Origin of the sequence: Streptomyces sp. NPDC088554 (assembly GCF_044752945.1) — a bacterium.
In the GTDB taxonomy this organism is placed as follows: Bacteria; Actinomycetota; Actinomycetes; order Streptomycetales; family Streptomycetaceae; genus Streptomyces.
On sequence record NZ_JBIVMF010000008.1, the window covers coordinates 178,787 to 198,800 of the forward strand.

19 protein-coding genes and 1 pseudogene are annotated in these 20,014 nt (G+C 73.2%); 14 read left to right on the forward strand and 6 right to left on the reverse strand.

Translation table 11 applies throughout. The features are described from left to right. The first annotated feature begins 182 nt into the window (after positions 1–182). Both ACIP8W_RS12340 and ACIP8W_RS12345 read left to right on the forward strand, forming a co-directional pair. Positions 183–1,154 carry a 5-dehydro-4-deoxyglucarate dehydratase gene (locus tag ACIP8W_RS12340; protein WP_401949043.1) on the forward strand — a complete coding sequence of 324 codons (972 nt, stop codon included), beginning with the start codon at positions 183–185 and terminating at the stop codon, positions 1,152–1,154. After that, the gene (locus ACIP8W_RS12345; RefSeq protein WP_402202863.1) at positions 1,151–2,332 is read left to right on the forward strand and encodes a hypothetical protein; all 1,182 of its coding nucleotides are present in this window, start codon (positions 1,151–1,153) and stop codon (positions 2,330–2,332) included. Before ACIP8W_RS12340 ends, ACIP8W_RS12345 begins: the two co-directional genes overlap by 4 nt. A gap of 42 nt (positions 2,333–2,374) precedes the next feature. Here the strand turns inward: ACIP8W_RS12345 and ACIP8W_RS12350 are convergent, their stop codons facing one another. Both ACIP8W_RS12350 and ACIP8W_RS12355 read right to left on the reverse strand, forming a co-directional pair. After that, positions 2,375–3,823: a penicillin-binding transpeptidase domain-containing protein gene (locus ACIP8W_RS12350; protein WP_401949049.1), complete on the reverse strand. Its 1,449-nt coding sequence runs from the start codon at positions 3,821–3,823 to the stop codon at positions 2,375–2,377. 95 nt (positions 3,824–3,918) lie between these two features. After that, positions 3,919–4,689, reverse strand: a complete 771-nt coding sequence (locus tag ACIP8W_RS12355) for an IclR family transcriptional regulator (RefSeq protein ID WP_401949052.1) — start codon at positions 4,687–4,689, stop codon at positions 3,919–3,921. Positions 4,690–4,891: 202 nt separating this feature from the next. Here ACIP8W_RS12355 and ACIP8W_RS12360 point away from each other — a divergent pair, with 202 nt between their 5' ends. The 9 genes from ACIP8W_RS12360 (at position 4,892) to ACIP8W_RS12400 (ending at position 13,377) form a co-directional block, all read left to right on the forward strand. Further along, on the forward strand, positions 4,892–6,424 hold the full coding sequence (locus ACIP8W_RS12360; RefSeq protein WP_401949054.1) for an aldehyde dehydrogenase (NADP(+)): 1,533 nt from the start codon (positions 4,892–4,894) through the stop codon (positions 6,422–6,424). Between the two features lie 39 nt (positions 6,425–6,463). Then, the gene (locus ACIP8W_RS12365) at positions 6,464–7,072 is read left to right on the forward strand and encodes a DUF1349 domain-containing protein (RefSeq protein ID WP_401949518.1); all 609 of its coding nucleotides are present in this window, start codon (positions 6,464–6,466) and stop codon (positions 7,070–7,072) included. Between the two features lie 119 nt (positions 7,073–7,191). Then, complete coding sequence (locus ACIP8W_RS12370) at positions 7,192–7,737, forward strand: GNAT family N-acetyltransferase (protein ID WP_401949056.1); 546 nt, start codon at positions 7,192–7,194, stop codon at positions 7,735–7,737. 113 nt (positions 7,738–7,850) lie between these two features. After that, positions 7,851–8,909 carry an iron-siderophore ABC transporter substrate-binding protein gene (locus ACIP8W_RS12375; RefSeq protein ID WP_401949059.1) on the forward strand — a complete coding sequence of 353 codons (1,059 nt, stop codon included), beginning with the start codon at positions 7,851–7,853 and terminating at the stop codon, positions 8,907–8,909. Positions 8,910–8,925: 16 nt separating this feature from the next. Further along, positions 8,926–9,966: a FecCD family ABC transporter permease gene (locus ACIP8W_RS12380; RefSeq protein ID WP_401949062.1), complete on the forward strand. Its 1,041-nt coding sequence runs from the start codon at positions 8,926–8,928 to the stop codon at positions 9,964–9,966. Further along, positions 9,963–11,045: a FecCD family ABC transporter permease gene (locus tag ACIP8W_RS12385; protein WP_401949065.1), complete on the forward strand. Its 1,083-nt coding sequence runs from the start codon at positions 9,963–9,965 to the stop codon at positions 11,043–11,045. The genes ACIP8W_RS12380 and ACIP8W_RS12385 overlap by 4 nt, the downstream gene beginning before the upstream one ends. Positions 11,046–11,181: 136 nt before the next feature. After that, on the forward strand, positions 11,182–11,406 hold the full coding sequence (locus ACIP8W_RS12390) for a hypothetical protein (protein ID WP_402202867.1): 225 nt from the start codon (positions 11,182–11,184) through the stop codon (positions 11,404–11,406). A 125-nt stretch (positions 11,407–11,531) separates the two neighbouring features. After that, entirely contained in the window at positions 11,532–12,266 is a 735-nt protein-coding gene (locus ACIP8W_RS12395; protein WP_401949070.1) for a DsbA family oxidoreductase, read from the forward strand. 52 nt (positions 12,267–12,318) lie between these two features. Further along, on the forward strand, positions 12,319–13,377 hold the full coding sequence (locus tag ACIP8W_RS12400) for an aminotransferase class V-fold PLP-dependent enzyme (RefSeq protein ID WP_402151136.1): 1,059 nt from the start codon (positions 12,319–12,321) through the stop codon (positions 13,375–13,377). Here the strand turns inward: ACIP8W_RS12400 and ACIP8W_RS12405 are convergent. Together ACIP8W_RS12405 and ACIP8W_RS12410 are read right to left on the reverse strand one after the other, a co-directional pair. Next, complete coding sequence (locus ACIP8W_RS12405) at positions 13,323–13,601, reverse strand: hypothetical protein (protein ID WP_402202911.1); 279 nt, start codon at positions 13,599–13,601, stop codon at positions 13,323–13,325. The two genes, ACIP8W_RS12400 and ACIP8W_RS12405, sit on opposite strands and share 55 nt — an antisense overlap. A 31-nt stretch (positions 13,602–13,632) precedes the next feature. Next, a pseudogene (locus ACIP8W_RS12410) lies at positions 13,633–13,863 on the reverse strand (serine hydrolase); the annotation flags it as partial. 221 nt (positions 13,864–14,084) lie between these two features. Here ACIP8W_RS12410 and ACIP8W_RS12415 point away from each other — a divergent pair. Further along, positions 14,085–15,149, forward strand: coding sequence for an alkene reductase (locus ACIP8W_RS12415; RefSeq protein ID WP_401949076.1), 1,065 nt, complete (start codon positions 14,085–14,087; stop codon positions 15,147–15,149). Between the two features lie 55 nt (positions 15,150–15,204). Here the strand turns inward: ACIP8W_RS12415 and ACIP8W_RS12420 are convergent, their stop codons facing one another. Next, positions 15,205–16,245: a pyridoxal-phosphate-dependent aminotransferase family protein gene (locus ACIP8W_RS12420; protein ID WP_401949078.1), complete on the reverse strand. Its 1,041-nt coding sequence runs from the start codon at positions 16,243–16,245 to the stop codon at positions 15,205–15,207. 115 nt (positions 16,246–16,360) lie between these two features. Between ACIP8W_RS12420 and ACIP8W_RS12425 the strand changes: the two genes are divergently transcribed. Next, positions 16,361–17,452, forward strand: coding sequence for an amidohydrolase family protein (locus ACIP8W_RS12425; protein WP_401949081.1), 1,092 nt, complete (start codon positions 16,361–16,363; stop codon positions 17,450–17,452). Between the two features lie 298 nt (positions 17,453–17,750). Continuing rightward, positions 17,751–18,818 (forward strand): SCO1860 family LAETG-anchored protein, encoded by a 1,068-nt coding sequence (locus tag ACIP8W_RS12430; RefSeq protein ID WP_402202869.1) that lies wholly within the window; start codon positions 17,751–17,753, stop codon positions 18,816–18,818. Between the two features lie 78 nt (positions 18,819–18,896). Here the strand turns inward: ACIP8W_RS12430 and cobC are convergent, their stop codons facing one another. Continuing rightward, on the reverse strand, positions 18,897–19,982 hold the full coding sequence (gene cobC / locus ACIP8W_RS12435; protein ID WP_402202871.1) for an Rv2231c family pyridoxal phosphate-dependent protein CobC: 1,086 nt from the start codon (positions 19,980–19,982) through the stop codon (positions 18,897–18,899). Positions 19,983–20,014 lie beyond the last annotated feature (32 nt).

Sequence of the window (20,014 nt, forward strand, 5' to 3'; positions counted from 1 at the left end):
GGTCCGTCCTTGAGTCGCGGTTTCCCGTCTTGACCGGTGCGGAGGGGCTGGCCTAGCGTGATGGCGTTCAGAAATATGGACGCCGATCATAGTTGTGCACGAAGGCCGCAGGGGTGGTCGCACAGGGTGGTCGGTGGAACACCCCGACCCGCCCGCCGTCCGCACCTGCCAGGGAGCGCCCCGTGACCTCAGCCCCGCTCGCCGCCCGCCTCACCCATGTCGCCGGGCCGCTGTTCTTCCCCGTCACCGCGTACGGACCCGACGGCGGACTCGACCTCGACGCCTTCCGCGAGCACGTCCGGAACGGCATCGAGGCGGGCGCCGCCGCCGTCTTCGCCTGCTGCGGTACGGGCGAGTTCCACGCCCTGACCCCGGAGGAGTTCCGCGCCTGCGTCGCCGCCGCCGTCGAGGAGACTGCGGGCCGGGTCCCCGTCGTGGCGGGCACCGGTTACGGCACGGCGCCGGCGATCCAGTACGCGCGGATCGCGGAGGAGGCGGGCGCGGACGGACTGCTCGCCATGCCGCCGTACCTGGTCGTCGCCGACCAGGCGGGGCTGCTGCGCCACTACACGGCGCTGGCCGGGGCGACCTCTTTGGAGACCATCGTTTATCAACGTGACAACGCGATCTTCACCCCCGAGACCGTCGTCGCAATGGCCGGAGTTGACGGCATCGTCGGCCTCAAGGACGGCGCCGGCGACCTCGAACTGATGCAGCGCATCGTCAGCGCCGTACGCACCGCCCACCCCGGCCGGGACTTCCTGTACTTCAACGGCCTGCCCACCGCCGAGCTCACCGGCCTCGCCTACCGGGGCATCGGCGTCACCCTCTACTCCTCCGCCGTCTTCTGCTTCGCCCCCGAGATCGCCCTCGCCTTCCACCGGGCCCTGGCCACCGGCGACGACGCGACCACGAGCCGCCTCCTGGACGGCTTCTTCCGCCCGCTGGTAGAACTGCGCTCCAAGGGGCGCGGATACGCCGTCGCGCTGGTCAAGGCGGGCGTCAGGATGCGCGGCCTCGATGTCGGTGAGGTGCGCCCGCCGCTCAGCGAGCCGCTCCCCGCGCACCTCAAGGAGCTGACCGGGATCATCGAGCGGGGATACGCCCTGCTGGAGGCCGGTACGGCCGACGCGACGGAGGGCGAGAGCGCGTGAAGACCTCCACCTTCGTCTATCCCTGGGACATCGTCGGGGACCCGGACGCCGCGGCCAGGATCGCGGACCTCGGCGTCCAACAGGTCACCCTCGCCGCCGCCTACCACTCCACCCGCGCCCTGACCCCGCGCCACCCGCGCCACCGCGTCGTCACCGCCGAGTACGCCTCCGTGCTCTACCCGCCGGACGCCGCGCGCTGGGCCCGCCACGAGCTGAAGCCGTACACGCCCGGCGGCTGGGCCTCCGGCGACGCCTACGGCGAGGCGGCCGAGGCGCTCGCCGCCGCCGGTCTCGACGTACACAGCTGGGTGATCCTCGCGCACAGCTCCCGTCTCGGCGCCGAGCACCCCGGCACCTCCGTGGTCAACGCCTACGGCGACCGCTACCCCTGGGCGCCCTGCATCGCCCGGCCCGAGGTCGCCGCGTATCTGACCGAACTGGCGGCCGAGGCCGCCGTACGGCCGGGGGCGGGCGGCACCGAGCTGGAGTCGTGCGGCTGGTACGGATTCGGGCATCTGCACGCCCATGACAAGACGGCGGGCATCGCGCTCGGCGACGCGGCGCAGTATCTGATGGCGCTCTGCTTCTGCGCCGTCTGCCGGGAGGGGTACGCGGGACGGGGCGCGGACCCCGGCGAACTGGCCGCCGCAGTCCGGCGCGCGCTGGAGCCCGTCTGGGCCACCGGCTCCACCGACACGGGCCGGCCCGCCGTCGAGAAGCTCCTCGGCGCGGACCTCGCCGCGCTCACCTTCGCGTGGCGGGGCACGGTGGCCCGTACGTTCCAGGAGTCGGCCGTCGCCGCCGTACGCGCGGCAGCGGCCCCCGGGTTCCAGGTGCTGCTGCACGCCGACCCCGTGTCCTACCGTGTCGGGGCCAACGTCGGAGTGGACCCCGCGCACATCCTGGGGATCGCCGACGGGGTCGTCCTGCCCTGTTCGGGAGGGGCCGCCCGGGACGTACTGCCGCCCTTCGCCGGACACCGGACCGGAACCTCCGTGCTGGCCGCCAACTTCGGGGTCGTCGGCGGAATGGGCGGTGACCCGGCGGGCCTCGCGCGGAACGCGGCACGGGCCGCCGAGTACGGCGCGACCGAACTGCGGCTCTACCACGCGGGACTGGCCTCGGACGCGGACCTGGCGGCCGTCAGGGCGGCGCTGCCGGGGATCGGGCGCCTCTGATCCGGTACGTCGGGGGCGGCCCCGGGGCGCCGCCCCCGACGCCTACTTCAGCGCCGCCGCCATCATCTTCTGCGCGACCGGCGCCGCCAGACCGTTGCCGCTGACCTCCGAACGCGCCGCGCCCGAGTCCTCGACGACGACCGCGACCGCCACCTCCCGGCCGCTGGACGCCTGCTTCGCGTACGAGGTGAACCAGGCGTACGGCGTCCCGTCGTTGTCCACGCCGTGCTGCGCGGTGCCCGTCTTGCCGCCGACCTCGGCGCCGTCGACCCGGGCGTTGGTCCCCGTACCGTCCTCGACCACCGTCACCATCGCGCTGCGCAGCTGCTCCGCCGTCGAGGAGGAGACGATCCGGGTGGTGTCCCCGTCCTTGTACGACTGGAGGGTGTCGCCATTGGCGTCCACCGTCTTCGACACCATGTGCGGCGCCGCCAGCAGCCCGTCGTCGGCCAGCGCCGCCGAGACCATCGCCATCTGGAGCGGGGTCGCGGTCACATCGAACTGGCCGATCCCCGACAGCGCGGTCTGTGCCCGGTCCATCCCGGCCGGGTACACGCTCTTCGCGGCCCGCACCGGGACGTCCTGGGTGGTGTCGTCGAACCCGAACTTCTCGGCCATCGCCCGGACCTTGTCCTGCCCGAGCCGGACGGCCATCTTCGCGAAGACGGTGTTGCAGGAGTAGCGCAGCGCGGTACGGATCGTGGCGTTCTCGCAGGGCGCGGAGGTGTTCTCGTTGCCCAGGACCGTGGTGGTGCCCGGCAGGGTGTACGGGTCGGGGCTGTCGGTCCTCTCGTCGACCGAGGCGTAGAGCCCGTCCTCCAGCGCCGCCGCCGCGACGACCAGCTTGAACGTGGACCCGGGCGGCAGCGGCCGGCGCAGCGCGCGGTTGACCATCGGCTGGTCCGTGTCCTCGGTGAGCCGCTTCCAGGCGGCGCCGTCCGTCGTCCCGGCGATCTTCGAGGGGTCGTACGAGGGCGTGCTGACCACCGCGAGGATCCGGCCGGTCTTCGGGTCGATCGCGACGGCCGCGCCTTTCTTGGCGCCGAGCGCCGCGTAACCGGCCTTCTGGACCGCCGGGTCGATCGTCGTCAGTACGTCGCCGGGTGTGGCCCGCTCGCCGGTGAGCAGGTCGAGGGGGCTCCCCAGCCGGCTGTCCGTCCCGTCGAGCACATCCGCGAAGATGCCCTCCAGCTGGGTCGAGCCGTACACCTGCGAGCTGAAACCGGTGACGGGCGCGTACAGGGCGCCCTCGGTGTACGTCCGCGCATAGGCCAGATCGCCGCCCGTCGTCCTCCGCGATCCGGTGACCGGCGAACCGGCCACGATGATGTCGCCCTGCGGCCGCGCGTACTGCTCGATGGCGTGCCGCCGGTTGTACGTGTCGTCGGCGAGGGCCTTGGCCTCGTATGCCTGCAACCAGGTCGCCCGCAGCATGAGGGCGAGGACCATGAGCAGACAGAGGACCGCTGTGTGTCTGATCGTCTTGTTCATCCCGTACGAGGGACGAGCCGGATCGGGGGTGGCGTTCCCGTTTTGCCGGTCTTCTCAGCAATTCTTCATCTTGTCGGCCCGGCGACTGGCAGGTCTCAGAGCCTGCGGGTGGCCAGCAGCAGTCGCTCGCGGGCGTCGAACAGCGCGTCCTTGACCAGCTGCTCGTGCCCGGTGGTGAGCCTGGCCACCGGCACCGAGCAGCTGATCGCGTCGCGCGCCGGGGTCCGGTAGGGGATGGCGACGCCGAAGCAGCGCAGCCCGAGGGTGTTCTCCTCGCGGTCCACGGCGTACCCCTGCTCACGGATGGCGGCCAGCTCCTCGATGAGCCGCTCGCGGTCCGTGATGGTGTGCTCGGTCAGCGCGGGCAGCTCGGCGGGGAACATCGCCCGCACCTGCTCGTCGCTGTGCGTGGCGAGCAGCGCCTTGCCGAGCGAGGTGGAGTGGGCGGGCAGCCGGCGGCCGACCCGGGTGAAGGGGCGCAGATAGTGCGGGGACTGGCGAGTGGCGAGATAGACGACGTTCGTGCCGTCGAGCCGCGCCAGGTGGATGGTCTCGCTGGTGTCGTCGGAGAGCCGGTCCAGGGTGGGACGGGCGGCGGCGACGACCTCGTCGCCGTCGATGTACGAGGTGCCGACCAGCAGGGCCCGCACCCCGATGCCGTACCGGGTGCCGGTCGCGTCCGTCTCCACCCAGCCCAGTTCGACCAGGGTGCGCAGCAGCATGTAGAGGCTGGACTTGGGGTAGCCGACGGCCTCCTGGACGGTGGCGAGGGAGTGCATGCCGGGGCGTCCGGCGAAGTACTCGAGAAGCTCCACGGTCCGCACCGCGGACTTGACCTGCGCCCCACCGGTTTCCGCAGCAGACATCGTCGCTCGCCCCAATCCCGCACACTCGTCCTGCCTGTTCGGCCCGGTCGGCCGACCGCTCTTGACCACGCGGAACGCGCGGAAATAGAGTCCGTACAGGTTCATTATCAGGAATTTTGTTCAGAATACCGAACAACCCTGAGGCCGGACGTACCTCGAACCGGGCCTGTAGACGGCCGGACGCACATGGAAGGAAGCCGCGGTGGCAGCAGCACCAGTCTGGAGTGTCGACCCCCGAACGGGGAAGCCACGGGAGCAGGTCGCCCACGAGGCCACGGCCGAGGAGGTCGACCGCGCGGTCCGGGGCGCGTACGCCGCCCGCGGCGCGCTCGCCGACCGCACCACGCGCGCCGCGCTGCTGCGTACCGCCGCCGACCTCCTCGACGAGGCGGGCGAGCACGTCATCGAGGCCGCCGACGCGGAGACCGCGCTCGGCCCCGTCCGGCTCACCGGGGAGCTCGCCCGCACCACCGCCCAGCTGCGGGCCTTCGCGGAGGTCGTCGACGAGGGCGCGTTCCTCGACATCCGGATCGACCACGCCGACGGCGACCGCACCCCGCCCTGGCCCGATCTGCGCCGCTACAAGGTGCCGCTCGGCGTCGTCGCCGTCTACGCCGCGAGCAACTTCCCGCTCGCCTTCTCCGTACCGGGCGGCGACACCGCGAGCGCGCTCGCGGCCGGCTGCCCCGTCGTCGTCAAGGCGCACCCCGACCACCCCGCCACCTCCGAGCTGTGCGCCTCCGTGCTGCGCCGGGCCGCCGCCGAGGTCGGTCTCGACGAGAACGTCGTGACCCTGGTGCACGGCTTCGAGGCGGGCGTCGAGCTGGTCGGGCACCCGCTGGTCGCCGCCGCCGGCTTCACCGGTTCGGTACGGGGCGGGCGCGCCCTGTTCGACGCGGCGTCGTCCCGCCCCCGGCCCATCCCCTTCCACGGCGAGCTGGGTTCGCTCAACCCCGTCGTGGTCACCGAGGCCGCCGCCGCCTCGCGCGCCGAGGAGATCGGCGCGGGCCTGGCCGGCTCGATGACCCTGGGCGTCGGGCAGTTCTGCACCAAGCCCGGCTTCGTCCTGGCCCCGGCCGGTGAGCCCGGCGACCGGCTGCTCAAGACCCTGACCAGCGCCGTCAGCGAGACCGAGCCCGGCGTGATGCTCGACCACCGGATGCGGGACGCGTTCGTGGCGGGCGTCGGCGAGCGGGCCGCGCTCCCCGGCGTCGACGCCCCGATCACCCCCGGCGCGGGCGGCGAACACACCGTCAGCGCGGGATTCCTGACCGTGCCCGCCGCGCTGCTGGCCGCCGAGGGCCCGCACGACCTCCTGCTGGAGGAGTGCTTCGGCCCGGTGACGGTCGTCGCGCGGTACGCCTCGACCGACGAGATCACCGCCGTGCTCTCCCGGCTCCCCGGCAACCTCACCGCCACCCTCCAGCTCGCGGACGAGGAGGCCGACGCCACCGTGCCCGGCGCCGCCGAACTGCTCGCCGAGCTGACCCCACTGGCCGGCCGTGTCCTGGTCAACGGCTGGCCGACCGGTGTCGCGGTCGCCCCCGCGCAGCAGCACGGCGGCCCGTACCCGGCGACGACCTCCACCTCCACCTCGGTCGGTGCCACGGCGATCGAGCGCTGGCTGCGCCCGGTCTCGTACCAGTCCACCCCGGTCGGACTGCTCCCGCCGGAGCTGCGCGACGACAACCCGCAGGACCTGCCCCGCCGCGTCGACGGCCGCCCCGAGAACTGAGGGACGGTCATGACGGACGACCTGGGGTCCTCGGGGTCCTTGGGGCTCGCCCTCCCCGAACTGCCCTTCTCTCTGCGGCCTCTGGGCCCCGAGGGGAGCTGGCGGTACGGGGACGGCGTGCTCACCGGCCGGGCGGGCGCCCGGCAGGACCGTTTCGTCCCGCCGTCGGAGGAGTCCCTGACCCTCTCCTCCGACGCGCCCCGGCTCCTCGGCACGCCGAAGGGCGACTTCCAGCTGATCGCCCGCGTCGCGGTCGGCTTCGCCGGCGCCTACGACGCGGGTGTCCTCTGCCTGGAGGCCGCCGAGGACCAGTGGGCCAAGCTCTGTCTGGAGCTGTCCCCGGACCGCCCCACCGTCTGCACGGTGGTCACCCGGGGCCACTCCGACGACGCCAACTCCTATGAGGTGGACGGCGACAGCCACTGGCTGCGGATCAGCCGTACCGGCAGGGCGTTCGCGTTCCACGCCTCGGCGGACGGCGTACGGTGGACCTTCGTCCGCTTCTTCGCCCTCGGCACCGCCGAGGAGGCCGCGTCCGCGCGCGTCGGCTTCCTGGCGCAGGCGCCGGTGGGTGAGGGGTGCGCGGTGACGTTCGACCGGATCGCCTTCCGTGAGGAGGGCGTCGCGGAGCTGCGCGACGGCAGCTGACCGGCGGGCCGCGGCGGCCAGGAGCCGAAGGGGGGAGGCGCGGAGGGACATGCCGCGCCTCCCCCCTTCTCCGTGTACGGGACCGCTGGGTACGGCCCTCCTCCGGGTACGGGACCGCCGTGTCCGGAACCGCCCCGCCGCCCCGGGCCGTCCGTACCGGCGTGATCAGAACCGCCGTCCCGGCCGACCTCGACGCCATCGCCGCCCTCCACGCCGAGGCCCGCGCCACCTACTACCGGGGCCACCTCCCCGAGGACGCGTTCAACGGCCCCGCCGAACGCGCCCGCACCCGCGAAGGCTGGTCGCGGGCCCTGCGCACCGAGGGCGACCCGTACGCGGCCGTGCTCTGCGCCGAGGAGCCGGGCGCGCTGACCGGCGTGGCCGCGTACCGCCGGATCGAGGGCGTCACCACCCTCACCCAGCTCCATGTCGCCCCCGCCCGCTGGCGCCACGGCACCGGCACCGCGCTCCTCGACGCCTGTGTCACCGCCTGGCGGCGCGCCGGGGTCGAGGTCGCGCGGCTGGAGGTCTTCGCCCCCAACTCCCGTGCCCAGTCCTTCTATGGGCGCCACGGCTGGCGGCCAGACCCGGACAATCCTCGCCATGGCGCACATAAGGTGCTGCGGTTCGTGGTGCCGGATTCCCCTGGTGGGCCGATGGCTTGAAAGCGAAATCGAACTTAGCTTAGGCTTACCTAAGATTCGATCTATCGTGGTCCGTCGGGCCCGCCCCGTCCGGATCGCGTGTCAGCGCTGCCCACGACCCATGAAGGACCCTCATGTCACCCTGGTTCACCCGCGCACGCCGCCGGACGCTCGCCGTATCGGCGGCGGCCGCCGCGCTCACGCTCGCCCTCGGCGGCTGCTCGTCGGGCGGGACGGAGTCCACCGGGTCCGCGTCGAAGGAGACGGCGGTCGCGAGCGGCGGAGCGTTCCCGGTCAGCATCAGGAGCGCGCTCGGCACGGCGAAGATAACCGAGCAGCCGGAGCGCGTCGTCACCCTGGGACAGGGCTCCGCCGAGACCGCCATCGCGCTCGGCCACATCCCGGTGGGCATCGAGAGCTACGAGTGGGGCAGCGACAAGACCGGCTATCTGCCGTGGATCCACGAGGCGGTGACCGAGGACGGCGGCACCCTGCCCCAGCAGTTCAAGGGCGGGGAGGACATCGACTTCGAGGCCATCACCGCACTCGAACCCGATGTGATCCTCGCGCCCTGGTCCGGCATCACCCAGGAGCAGTACGACATCCTGGCGGACATCGCGCCGACCGTGGCCTACCCCGAACTGGCCTGGTCCACGGAGTGGAGCGAGCAGATCGGCCTCATCGCCAAGGCGCTCGGCGAGCCCGCCGAGGCGAAGACGCTGACCGCGACGATCAAGAAGCAGCTCGCCGACGCAGCCGCGACCCGCCCGACGTACCAGGGCGTCTCGTTCTCGTACGTCTATACGACGGGCCCCGGCACCCTCGGGGTGTTCCTGCCGGACGAACAGCGCGTCGAGATGGTCAGCTCGCTGGGGCTCACCCCCGACCCGGTCGTGAAGACGTTCAAGGAGACCGAGGGCACCGCCTCCGCGATCATCGGCCTGGAGAACGGCGAGAAGCTCAAGAACAGCGATCTGCTCTTCACGTTCTACAGCGACGCGAAGTCCCGCGAGGAGATCGAGGCGCAGAAGCTGTACGGCGAGATCCCGGCCGTCAAGCGCGGTTCCGTCGTCGCGGGCACCGACAACTCCTTCGTCACGGCGTCCTCGATCATCAACCCGCTCACCGTTCCCTGGGTCATCGACCGCTATCTGCCGCTGATCGACAAGGCCGTCGCCACCCTCGACAAGTGAGGCGTGGCAGAACCGGATGACCACCACCGCGTACGCCCGGCCGGGCGGCCCCCGCACCTCGCGCGCGGGGGCCGCCCGGCTGACGGCCGGCCTGCTCGCCGCGCCGGCCGTGCTCGCGCTCGCCGTGGCCGCGAGCGTGATGTTCGGCAGCAGGAACACCTCCTTCGGGGACGTCGTGGACGTCCTCTCCGGCACCGCCGACCCGTATGTCACCACCGTCGTCGAGAGCCGCTACCCGAGGACCGCGCTCGGGCTGCTCGCCGGACTCGCTCTCGCTGTCGCCGGAACGCTGATGCAGGGCGTCACCCGTAACCCCCTCGCCGACCCCGGCCTGCTCGGCATCAACGCGGGCGCGTCCGCGAGCGTCGTCGCCGCGACGGCCTTCCTGGGCGTGTCGGGCTCGACGGCCACCATGGGGTGGGCGCTGCCGGGCGCGCTGCTCGCCGGGCTGCTCGTCCACGCCATCGGATCGGCCGGGGCGAGCGCGGGTCCGGTCCGGCTCGTCCTCGCGGGGGCGGTCCTCTCGGCGGTGCTGATGGCGTTCATCCAGGCGGTGACGCTGAGCCGGCCGAAGGTCTTCGACAGCTACCGCTACTGGGTGGTCGGCGCGCTCGGTGGCCGGGACTTCGACGTCCTGTGGGCGGTCCTGCCGTTCGCCGCCGCCGGGTTCGTCATCGCCCTGCTGCTGGGGCCCGGCCTCAACGCGCTCGCGCTCGGCGAGGACTCCGCCACCTCGCTCGGCGCCCACCCGGCGCTCGTCCGGGGCGGCGGGCTCGTCGCGGCGACCCTGCTGAGCGCGGCGGCGACGGCGGCGGTCGGGCCGATCGCCTTCGTCGGGCTGGCCGTGCCGCATGTCGTACGGGCGCTGGTGGGCGTCGACTTCCGCGTACAGATCGCGTTCTCGGCCCTCGCGGGGCCCGCGCTGCTGCTGGCGGCGGACGTGGTGGGGCGGACCGTACTGCGCCCGCAGGAGCTGATGGTGGGTGTGGTGACCGCGTTCGCCGGAGCGCCCGCGCTGCTCTTCGCCGTACGCCGGATGAGGGGGAACGCACGATGACGCGCACACCGGCGCACACCACCACCAGCATCACCACCACCACGGCCGGACCACGCGGTTTCCTGACCATCGGGCACACGGTGGCGCTGCCCGTCCGGCGGAGGTCCGTCGTCGTCGCGCTGGTCACCGTGGCGCTGATCCTGCCGGCCGCCGTCGCCACGCTCACCCTCGGCCGGCTCGGCATCCCGCTCGCCGACCTCCCCGACGCCCTGACGGGCGGCGCGCGCGGTACGAACGCGTTCGTCCTGGAGCGGCTGCGCGGCCCGCGCCTGGCCGTCGGCATCGGCACCGGAGCGGCGCTCGGGCTGTCGGGCGCGCTGTTCCAGTCGGTCACCCGCAACCCGCTCGGCAGCCCGGATGTCATCGGCCTCGGCGCCGGGGCGGGCGCGGGCGCCGCGATCGTCGCCCTGCTCCTGCCCGGCACGGTCCCCGTCCCCGTCGGCGCGCTCGCCGGGGCGCTGCTCGCGATGGCGCTGGTGTACGTGTCGACCGGCAGCGGATTCCGTGACCCCGGGCGGCTGGTCGTCGCCGGTATCGGCGTGGCGGCCATCGCCACGGCGGTCATCCAGTACGTCGTCTACGCCGTCGAGCGCGACAGGGCCGCCGTCCTCACCGCGTACGTCAACGGCAGTCTGGCGGCCCGGGACTGGGACCATGCGGCCACCATCTGGCTGATCCTCCTGGTCGTCGCCCCGCTCACCGTCCTGATCGCGCGCCGTCTCGACATCGGCGAGATGGGCGACGAGATCGCGGCGGGCCTCGGCGCCGAGCCCCGGACCACGAAGACCCTCGCCGTCCTTCTCTCGATCGTCCTGTCCGCCGGGGCGGTCGGCGTCGCGGGCCCCATCGCCTTCATCGCCCTGACCGCCCCCCAGACGGCCAAACGCCTCACCCGCGGCTCGGGCCCCCATCTGACGCTGTCCGCCCTGGTCGGCGCGGTGTCGCTGGTCCTCGCGGATCTCTGCGCCCAGCAGCTGCCCCTCTTCGAGGGCCTGCCGGTCGGGATCTACACGATGGCCATCGGGGGCGTCTACCTCGGCTATCTGCTGATACGGGAGTGGCGCAAGGGCGTCCTGTGACGCAGGCCGGTCCCGGCGCTCCGGCCGCGTGCTTGTTTCGGCGGCCCGGCCGCGCGGAAATCATGCGTCGCCGGGCGGCCGGGCCGGTGGGGCCGGGCCGCCGTCGATCAGCGGATCAGCAGAGCGGAGAAGCAGCGTGGACTACGAGATGCGGGCGGAGTACGCGGACGGGATCTCGCCCAGGGACCCGGACGCCCGGTTCGAGGTGTGGCACATGACGAGGAGCGGCGAGCCGGTCGCGCTGTGCGGGCGGGATCTGGACATGGCGGCGGTCACCCAGTCGGCCGACGCCTGGGGTACGGAGGCCGGGCGGCCGCTGTGCCACGCGTGCGGGGCCCTCTACATCCACCAGGTGCGGTAGCCCGGAGCGGTGGCCGGGAATGAGGGGCCGGATCGGGGCGTTTCCGTAGCGGCGGAGGGTGCCTCCGTGCCGTACGGGACATCGGTGCCGTACGGGTGCTCGTGACTTCGGAGAGAAGCGGACCCATGCGCGTCGAGATCTGGTCGGACATCGCCTGCCCCTGGTGCTACATAGGCAAGGCCCGGTTCGAGAAGGGGCTCGCGGAATTCGCCCACCGGGACGGTGTCGAGGTGGTCCACCGCTCCTTCGAGCTGGACCCGTCCCTGACCGGGGGGAAGACCGGACCGGTGATCGACATGCTGGCGGCCAAGTACGGGCGCAGCCTCGCGGAGGCCCGCTCGATGGAGGAGCACGTCGCCTCCAACGCGCGGTCGGAGGGGCTCGGCTATCTGGTCGACGGGCGTGACTACGGCAGCACCTTCGCCATCCACCGGCTGCTGCACCTGGCCAAAGACCGGGGCCGCCAGAGCGAGCTGCTCGACCTCGTCTACCGGGTGAACTTCGCCGAGGAGCGGTCCGTCTACGACCGGGAGACCCTGGTGGGTCTCGCGGTCGAGGCCGGGCTCGACGAGGCCGAGGCGCGCGGGGTGCTCGACGGCGACACCTACGCCGAGGAGGTACGGGCCGACCAGCGCGAGGCCGCCGCGCTGGGGGCGAACGGGGTGCCGTTCTTCGTCTTCGACCGGCGGATCGGGGTCTCCGGCGGGCAGCCCGCCGAGGTGTTCACCCAGGCGCTGGAGCAGGCGTGGGAGAGCCGTCCGGTCACCACCCTCACCCCGGTCGGGGGAGCGTCGGCCGACGCCGAGGTGTGCGACACGGACGGGTCGTGCGCGGCGCCCGGGGCCGGGGACCGGCCGTAGCGCGCCCCCACGCGTGATTGACCAAGGGGGCCAGGGGTTCCAGGGTGGGCGTATGGAACCCCTGGGAGACGCCGAGTTCGCGCCCGATTCGACCTATCTGAACACCTCCAGCTGCGGTCTGCTGCCCCGGCGGGCCGTCACCGCCGTCCAGGCGCTGGCCGAGGCGAACGCGACCGGGCGGCGCGGGGACGGGGCGGGGAGCTTCGACTCGCTGGCCGCCGCGCGCGCCGCCTTCGGGCGGCTGGCCGGGGTGGCCGCCGAGCGGGTCGCGCTGGGCTGTTCGGTCTCCGTACATGTCGGGCTGATCGCCGCTTCGCTGCCGTCCGGCGCCGAAGTGCTGCTGGCCGAGGGGGAGTTCAGCTCGCTGGTCAGCCCCTTCGCGGTCCGGGGCGATCTCCGGGTGCGGTACGCGCCGCTGGCGGAGCTGGCCGGGGCGGTCCGGCCGGACACCGCGCTGGTGGCGGTCTCCGCCGTACAGTCCGTGGACGGGCGGCTCGCGGATCTGGCCGCCGTACGGGCCGCGGCGGCGGCGCACGGCGCCCGGACGCTGGTGGACGCGAGCCAGTCGGCGGGCTGGCTGCCGCTGGACGCGGGGGCGTACGACTACACCGTCACCGGCGCGTTCAAGTTCCTGATGTGCCCGCGCGGTACGTCCTTCCTCACCGTGACCGAGGAGGCGCAGGAGTCCCTCGTCCCGGTGTACGCGGGCTGGATGGCGGCCGAGGACCCCTTCGCGGCCAACTACGGGCCCGTCGAGCACCTGGCCCGCTCGGCCCGCCGCTTCGACGAGGCGCCGGCCTTCCTCTCGTACCACGGGGCCGAACGCTCCCTCGCGCTCGTCGAGGAGATCGGCGTCGGGACGATCCACGCCCATGACACCGCGCTGGCCGCCCGCTTCCGGGACGGGCTCGTCGCGCTCGGCCACCGGCCCGTGCCGACGCCCGGTGGGTCCGCGATCGTCTCCGTACCGGGGCTGACGCACCGGCAGGACGATCTGCGGCGGGCCGGGGTGTATCTGTCGGTCCGCGCGGGCTATGTGCGGGCCGCCTTCCACCTCTACAACTCCACCGCCGACGTGGACCGGGCGCTGGACGTGCTCGCGGGGTCCTGACCAAGGGGGTCCAGGACGCAGTGGTGGCTGAGGAAGTTGCCCAGCCGGCCCCCGCCCTCGCCGTTCTTGTACGTGTGCGCCACCCCGGTCAGCCGCTCACCGCCCCGGCGCAGCCCGAGCGCCAGCACCGGGGAGGCGAGCCGGGCGTCGGCGGTCGGCAGTTGCGCGGGGAACGTGGCCAGCAGGTCCCAGCGGTCGGAGGCGGCGGAGTCGGCGGTGAACACACCGCCGTCCAGCCGGAGTTCGGCCTTCGTCGGCGGCGAGACAGAGGGCGGTGGCGGTCACCGGCTTGGTGACGGAGGCCAGCGCGTACGCGGTGTCCGGGGTGGCCGGGCGGCCGGTGGCGGTGTCGGCCGTACCGTACGCCCCGGCGAGGACGACCTCGCCGCGCTCGGCCACGGCGACCGAGACGGACGGGCAGCCGTGGCGGGCCAGGACGGGGGCGCAGAGGGCGGCGAGGTCGAGTGGGGGCGCGGAGGGTGTCATACGGGTGGTTCCCCGTTCGGCTCGATACGGACGGGACCGCCGGGGCGTCCGAACTGGCCGGGGCGTCCGGGGACATGGGAAAAAGTTTATCCGGGCGGTTCGGGGAATGGGTTAAAGTCGTTCACGGTTCAATTACTTGACGGGTCGCTCACCGGGCGGCCGGTCTTCGTGACGCCCACGTACGGCTGTTGCCCACACCTCGCTCAGGGAGCCCTTCTTCCATGACCACCGCGTTCGATCCGATCGACCTCTCCGGTACGCAGCTCGCCAACCGCATCGTCCTCGCCCCGATGACCCGCAGCCGTGCCTTCGGTCCGGGCAACTCGCCCACCGACTCGACGGTGGAGTACTACGCGCAGCGCGCCTCCGCCGGTCTGATCGTGACCGAGGGGATCCAGCCCTCGGTGATCGGCCAGGGCTACCCCGACACCCCCGGCCTGCACAGCCAGGAGCAGATAGCCGCCTGGCGCAAGGTCACCGACGCCGTGCACGCCAAGGGCGGCCGGATCGTGGCCCAGCTCATGCACAGCGGCCGGATCGGCCACCCCGACCTGCTGCCCGAGGGTCTGATCCCGGTCGGCGCCTCCGCGGTGGCCGCGCCCGGTCAGGTCTATCTCCACGACGGTCCCAAGGACTTCGTCACCCCGCACGAGCTGACCGCCGACGAGATCCGGGAGACCATCGCGGACTTCGTCTCCGCGGCCCGCAACGCGATCGAGGCAGGCTTCGACGGCGTCGAGGTGCACGGCGCCAACGGCTACCTGATCCACCAGTTCCTGGCGCCCAACACCAACCTGCGCACCGACGAGTGGGGCGGTTCCGTCGAGAACCGGATCCGCTTCGCCGTCGAGGTGACCCGCGCCGTCGTCGCCGAGATCGGCACCGCGCGCACCGGCATCCGGCTCTCCCCGGCCGTCGGCCTCCTCGGCACCGAGGAGCCGGAGCCCGAGCCCACGTACACCGCGCTCGTCCGGGAGCTGGAGCCGCTCGGCCTCGCCTACCTGCACCTGATCGAGAACGACCGCGAGTTCACGCTCGCCCTGCGCGAGCTGTACACCGGTGCCTTCATCCTCAACGCCAAGACCGAGGGCCCCACCAGCCCCGACGAGCTGAAGCTCATCGAGGACGGCACCGCCGACCTGGTCTCCTTCGGCGTCCTCTTCCTCGCCAACCCGGACCTGCCGGCCCGGCTGAAGGCCGGCGGCCCGTACAACACCGCCGACCCGGCCACCTTCTTCGGCGGCGACGACAAGGGCTACACGGACTACCCGGCCCTGGAGGGCTGACGCTCGGTGGGGCCGACCGCCGACGGCCGGCCCCACATATCCGTGGAGGTACGCGTCAGCGCAGCGCCGTACCCAGCGCCGCCAGCGAGGACCGCACCACGTCCGGCGTGGCGTCCGGCCCGTAGTGGTTGACCCGGATCATCCCGGAGGCCAGCGCGCCCCCGCCGGCGATCAGCGGCAGCGCGGGCTCGGCCGCCAGCACCTTCGCCACCAGCTCGGAGGCGTCGATCCCGGCGGGCGTACGGAGCGTCGTGGCCACCGGCGCGGCATGCGCCGCCTCGTGGACGAACGGCTCCAGGCCGAGGCCCAGGGCGAGCGCGCCCGCGCGGGTGGCGGCGGCGGCCTCGACGTGCCGGGCGATCACGGTGTCCAGGCCCGCCGCCTCGATCCGCTCCACACATGCCTCCAGCGCCAGCATCTCCAGCTGCGCGGGGGCGTGCGGCAGCGCCCTGCGGCCCGCGTCGATCCAGCGCTCCTTCCAGTCGAGCAGCGAGAGGTACGAGCGCCGGGGCGCCCGGGGATTGGCCGCGAACCGCTCCCAGGCGCGCGGGCTCACCGACACGGCCGAGACCCCGGCGGGCCCGCCCATGGCCTTCTGCGCGCCGATCACGCACAGGTCGACGCCCCAGGCGTCGGGCAGCAGCGGCTCGGCGGCCACCGAGGCGACGGCGTCCAGCATGAACAGGGCGCCATGGGCCCGTACCACCTCGCCGATCTCCGCGACCGGGTTGGTGTTGCCGGTGGCCGCCTCCGCGTGCACCAGCGAGACGAAGTCGATCGCCGGGCGCTCGGCCAGCGCGCGCTCCACCTGCTCGGCGGTGACGGCGGTGTGGAACGGGACCGCCAGGTCGACGACGTCCGCGCCGCAGTCGCGCAGCCAGTTCCCGAAGGTCTGCCCGTACGGGCCCGTGACGATGTTCAGCGCGGTGGAACCGGGCCCCGCGCCGCCGCGGATACAGCCCTCCAGCGGCAGCAGGGCCTCGCCCTGGGTGATCACGACATCGTTCTCGGTGGCGAGGAGCGTGGCGACCCGGCGCTCGATCGCGGCGAAGTGCGCGGCGCTCAGCGGGTCCAGGTCCAGCAGCGGATGTGTCATGGCGGTGCTCTCTTCGGGCGCTCGGTGGGGCCGGGCGGACAGGGGCGTCCGCTCGGACCGGTGTTCGGGAAACCTTCCCGGTCGAGGGTACTCACGGCCTCGTACAGTGCTGCCCATGAGCGATCACACGGTGCTGCGGGTGAAGGGGCGGGTGCTGGCCGGCCCCGAGGAGGTCAGGGACGAGCTGTGGGTGGTGGACGGCGTGATCACCTACGAGCGCCCGGCCGGCGCGCGCGAGGTCCGTACGGTCGAGGGCTGGGCGCTGCCCGGCCTGGTCGACGCCCACTGCCACGTCGGCCTCGACAGCCATGGCGCGGTCGACGCCGCGACCGCCGAGAAGCAGGCGATCGGCGACCGGGAGGCCGGGGCCCTGCTGCTCAGGGACGCCGGATCGCCCGCCGACACCCGCTGGACGGACGACCGCGACGATCTGCCGAAGATCATCAGGGCGGGCCGCCACATCGCCCGTACCCGCCGCTACATCCGGAACTACGCCCATGAGATCGAGCCGGACGACCTCGTCGCGTACGTCGGCGGGGAGGCCCGGCGTGGCGACGGCTGGGTCAAGCTCGTCGGCGACTGGATCGACCGCGAGGTCGGCGATCTGACCGCCTGCTGGCCGCGCGCCGAGGTCGAGGCGGCCATCGCGGAGGCGCACCGGCTGGGCGCGCGCGTCACGGCGCACTGCTTCGCGGAGGCGGCCCTGCGCGACCTGGTCGAGGCGGGCATCGACTGTGTCGAGCACGCCACCGGACTGACCGAGGACACCATCCCGCTCTTCGCGGAACGCGGCGTCGCGATCGTCCCGACCCTGGTCAACATCGCGACCTTCCCGGCGCTGGCGGCGGGCGGACAGAGCAAGTTCCCGCGCTGGTCCGCGCATCTGAACCGGCTGTACGAACGGCGGTACGACACCGTCCGCGCCGCCTACGACGCGGGCGTCCCCGTCTTCGTCGGTACGGACGCGGGCGGCGGCCTGGCCCACGGCCTGGTCGCCGCCGAGGTCGAGGAGCTGACCAGGGCGGGTATCCCGCCGCTCGCCGCCCTCTCCGCGACCACCTGGGGCGCGCGGCGCTGGCTGGGCCGTCCGGCGCTGGAGGAGGGCGCGCCGGGGGACCTCGTGGTGTACGACGAGGATCCGCGCGCGGACGTACGGGTGCTGGCGGCGCCTCGGCGGATCGTGCTGAACGGGCTGATCGTCGGCTGAGGGCCTGTTGCCCGGTCGGCGATGCGGGGGAGGGGCGTCAGGTTGACGCCCGGTGTGCTCCTCGTACCGGCTCGTACCCCCCTCGTGCCCTTCTGGCTCCGCCATCCGTGGGACTGAGCAGAACTCATGTGGCACAAGAATCGAATATGACGCCGAAAACCCCACTTTAGAGTGAACTCACTTCAGGTGCTCGCTTGTTCACTCTAAGTGCGTAAGGATTCCGGTGTCCCAGTCGCCGCTGCCCACGTGTCCCCGTGGGCAGCGTGGTGACGCCATATCTCTGTGGGGGTTCCACATTTTGAACAGCAACACCTTCCGCATGCCCGCACGCCGCTGCGCCGCCGTCGTGGCGGCCGCCACGCTGACGGCGGGGCCGGTGCTCCTCGCCGCCCCGGCGCAGGCCACCGACGGCGCGGGCGGGGGAAAGAGCGGGGGACGGGCGAGCGCGGTCGTGCTGAGCGTCGGCCTCGACGTGGCCCTGCTCAACAAGAGCGTCAACCTGCCGCTCAAGGCCGCGCTCAACGAGGTCCAGGCGCCCGAGAGCGCGGCGAAGACGGCGCTGAGCGCCCAGCTGGACGGCGTCGACCAGGGCAAGCCCTTCAGCCTGCTCCGCGCCGACGTGGCCACCGCCAGGGCGACGGCCGACGAGCGGAAGGCCGAGGGGTACACCCACCTGGCCCACGCCGCGGTGCATGTGCCCGGACTGCCGCTGCTCTCGCTCATCGAGATCCAGGAGGTGACCTCCAAGGCGGTCTGCGCGGCGGGCGCGCAGCCGGTCGCGGAGTCGAACCTGCTCGGTCCGGTGACCGTGCTCGGCAAGAAGGTCACGCTCTCGGCGGGCGGTACGACCCGTGTCGAGGTGCCCGGTGTGGGCGAGGTCTCGCTCGAACTGTCCAAGACGCACACCACGTCCCGTACGGCGGCCGCCGCCGCGCTCGAACTCGCGGTGTCCATCAATCCGCTGAAGCTGAACGTCGCCGAGGTCGAGGGCACCGTCACCCTCGCGGGGGCCACCTGTGAGTCCCCGAAGACTCCGGAGGCGGAGCAGCCGGAGAAGCCGGAAGGGGAGCAGCCGGGCGGGGAGCAGCCGGAGCCGGAGAAGCCCGTGGACGGCGGGCCCGGTACGGACAAGCCGGCCGAGAAGCCCGCCGAGAAGCCCGTGGCCCAGTCCGGCGGCGGCGGGGGCGAGGCCGGGACCACGGGGGAGCTGAAGGCCCAGTCCGCCGGTGACCCCGTCGAGGCCCATCTCGCGGAGACCGGGGCCGGCTCCACGACGCCCTATCTGGTGGGCGGCGCGGCGGCCCTGCTGGCGGTGGGCGGCGGCGCGATGTTCCTGGCCAGGTCCCGGGCCAGGCGCGCCAACTGAGCAGCTGATCGGCCGGGATGAAAAGTGAGCGGTGCTCCGTCACCGGAGCGCCGCTCTCCTCGCCGCGGCCGCGTGTCCTCAGCCCCCGGCCGCCGTCAGCGCCTGGTCCAGCGCCTGGAGGAAACGATTGGTCGTGGTCCGGTCGCGGACCGCCAGCCGCAGCCACTGCGGGCCGAGCCCGGGGAAGGTGTCCCCCCTGCGGACCGCGAACCCCAGGGTGCGCAGCCGGGCCCGTACGGTATCGGCGCGGTCCATCCGTACCAGCACGAAGGGGCCCTCGGCCGTCTCCACCGCCCGCACCTCGTCGAACTCCGCCAGTCCGGCCAGCAGATGCGCCCGCTCCACGGCCGTCCGGCACGCGGCCTGCTCCGCCTCCACCAGCGCGGCGGGCGACATGCACGCCTCCGCCGCCGCCAACGCGGGCGTCGAGACCGGCCACAGCGGCTGCGCGCGCTCCAGCAGCGCGACCGTTTCGGGCTCGGCCAGTACGTACCCGATCCGCAGGCCCGCGAGCCCCCAGGTCTTGGTGAGGCTGCGCAGGACGACGAGGCCCGGCAGCTCCGTACACCCCGCCAGCGCCTCGGGCTCGCCCGGCACCGCGTCCATGAACGCCTCGTCGACCACCAGCGTCCGCCCCGGCCGGGCGAGCTTGGCGATCGTCCCGGCCGGATGCAGCACCGAGGTCGGGTTGGTCGGATTGCCGACCATCACCAGGTCCGCGTCGTCGGGCACCGCCGCCGGATCGAGCCGGAAGCAGTCCTCCACGTGGAGCAGCACCCGCCGCACTGTGTGCCCCGCGTCCCGCAGGGCCGCCTCGGGCTCGGTGAACTGCGGATGGACGACGACGGGCCGCCGCACCGGCAGCGCGCGGGCGAGGAGAACGAACGCCTCCGCCGCCCCCGCGGTCAGCAGCACCCGCTCCACCGGCAGCCCGTGGCGCTCCGCGACCGCCGCGCGGGCCGCGCGCCCGTCGGGGTAGGCGGCCAGCCCGGCCAGCGAGTCGGCGATGCGCGCGCGCAGCCAGGCCGGGGGCGTACCGGTGCGGACATTGACCGCGAGGTCGATCAGGCCCGCGGTCCCGTCGCGCACCTCCGCGTCGCCGTGATGGCGAAGATCGTGGCGATCAGCGCGCGTAGACATGGTTGTCACCTGGTCGGTCACCATTTATGCGGCCGGGGGCCGGGTACGCGTACGCG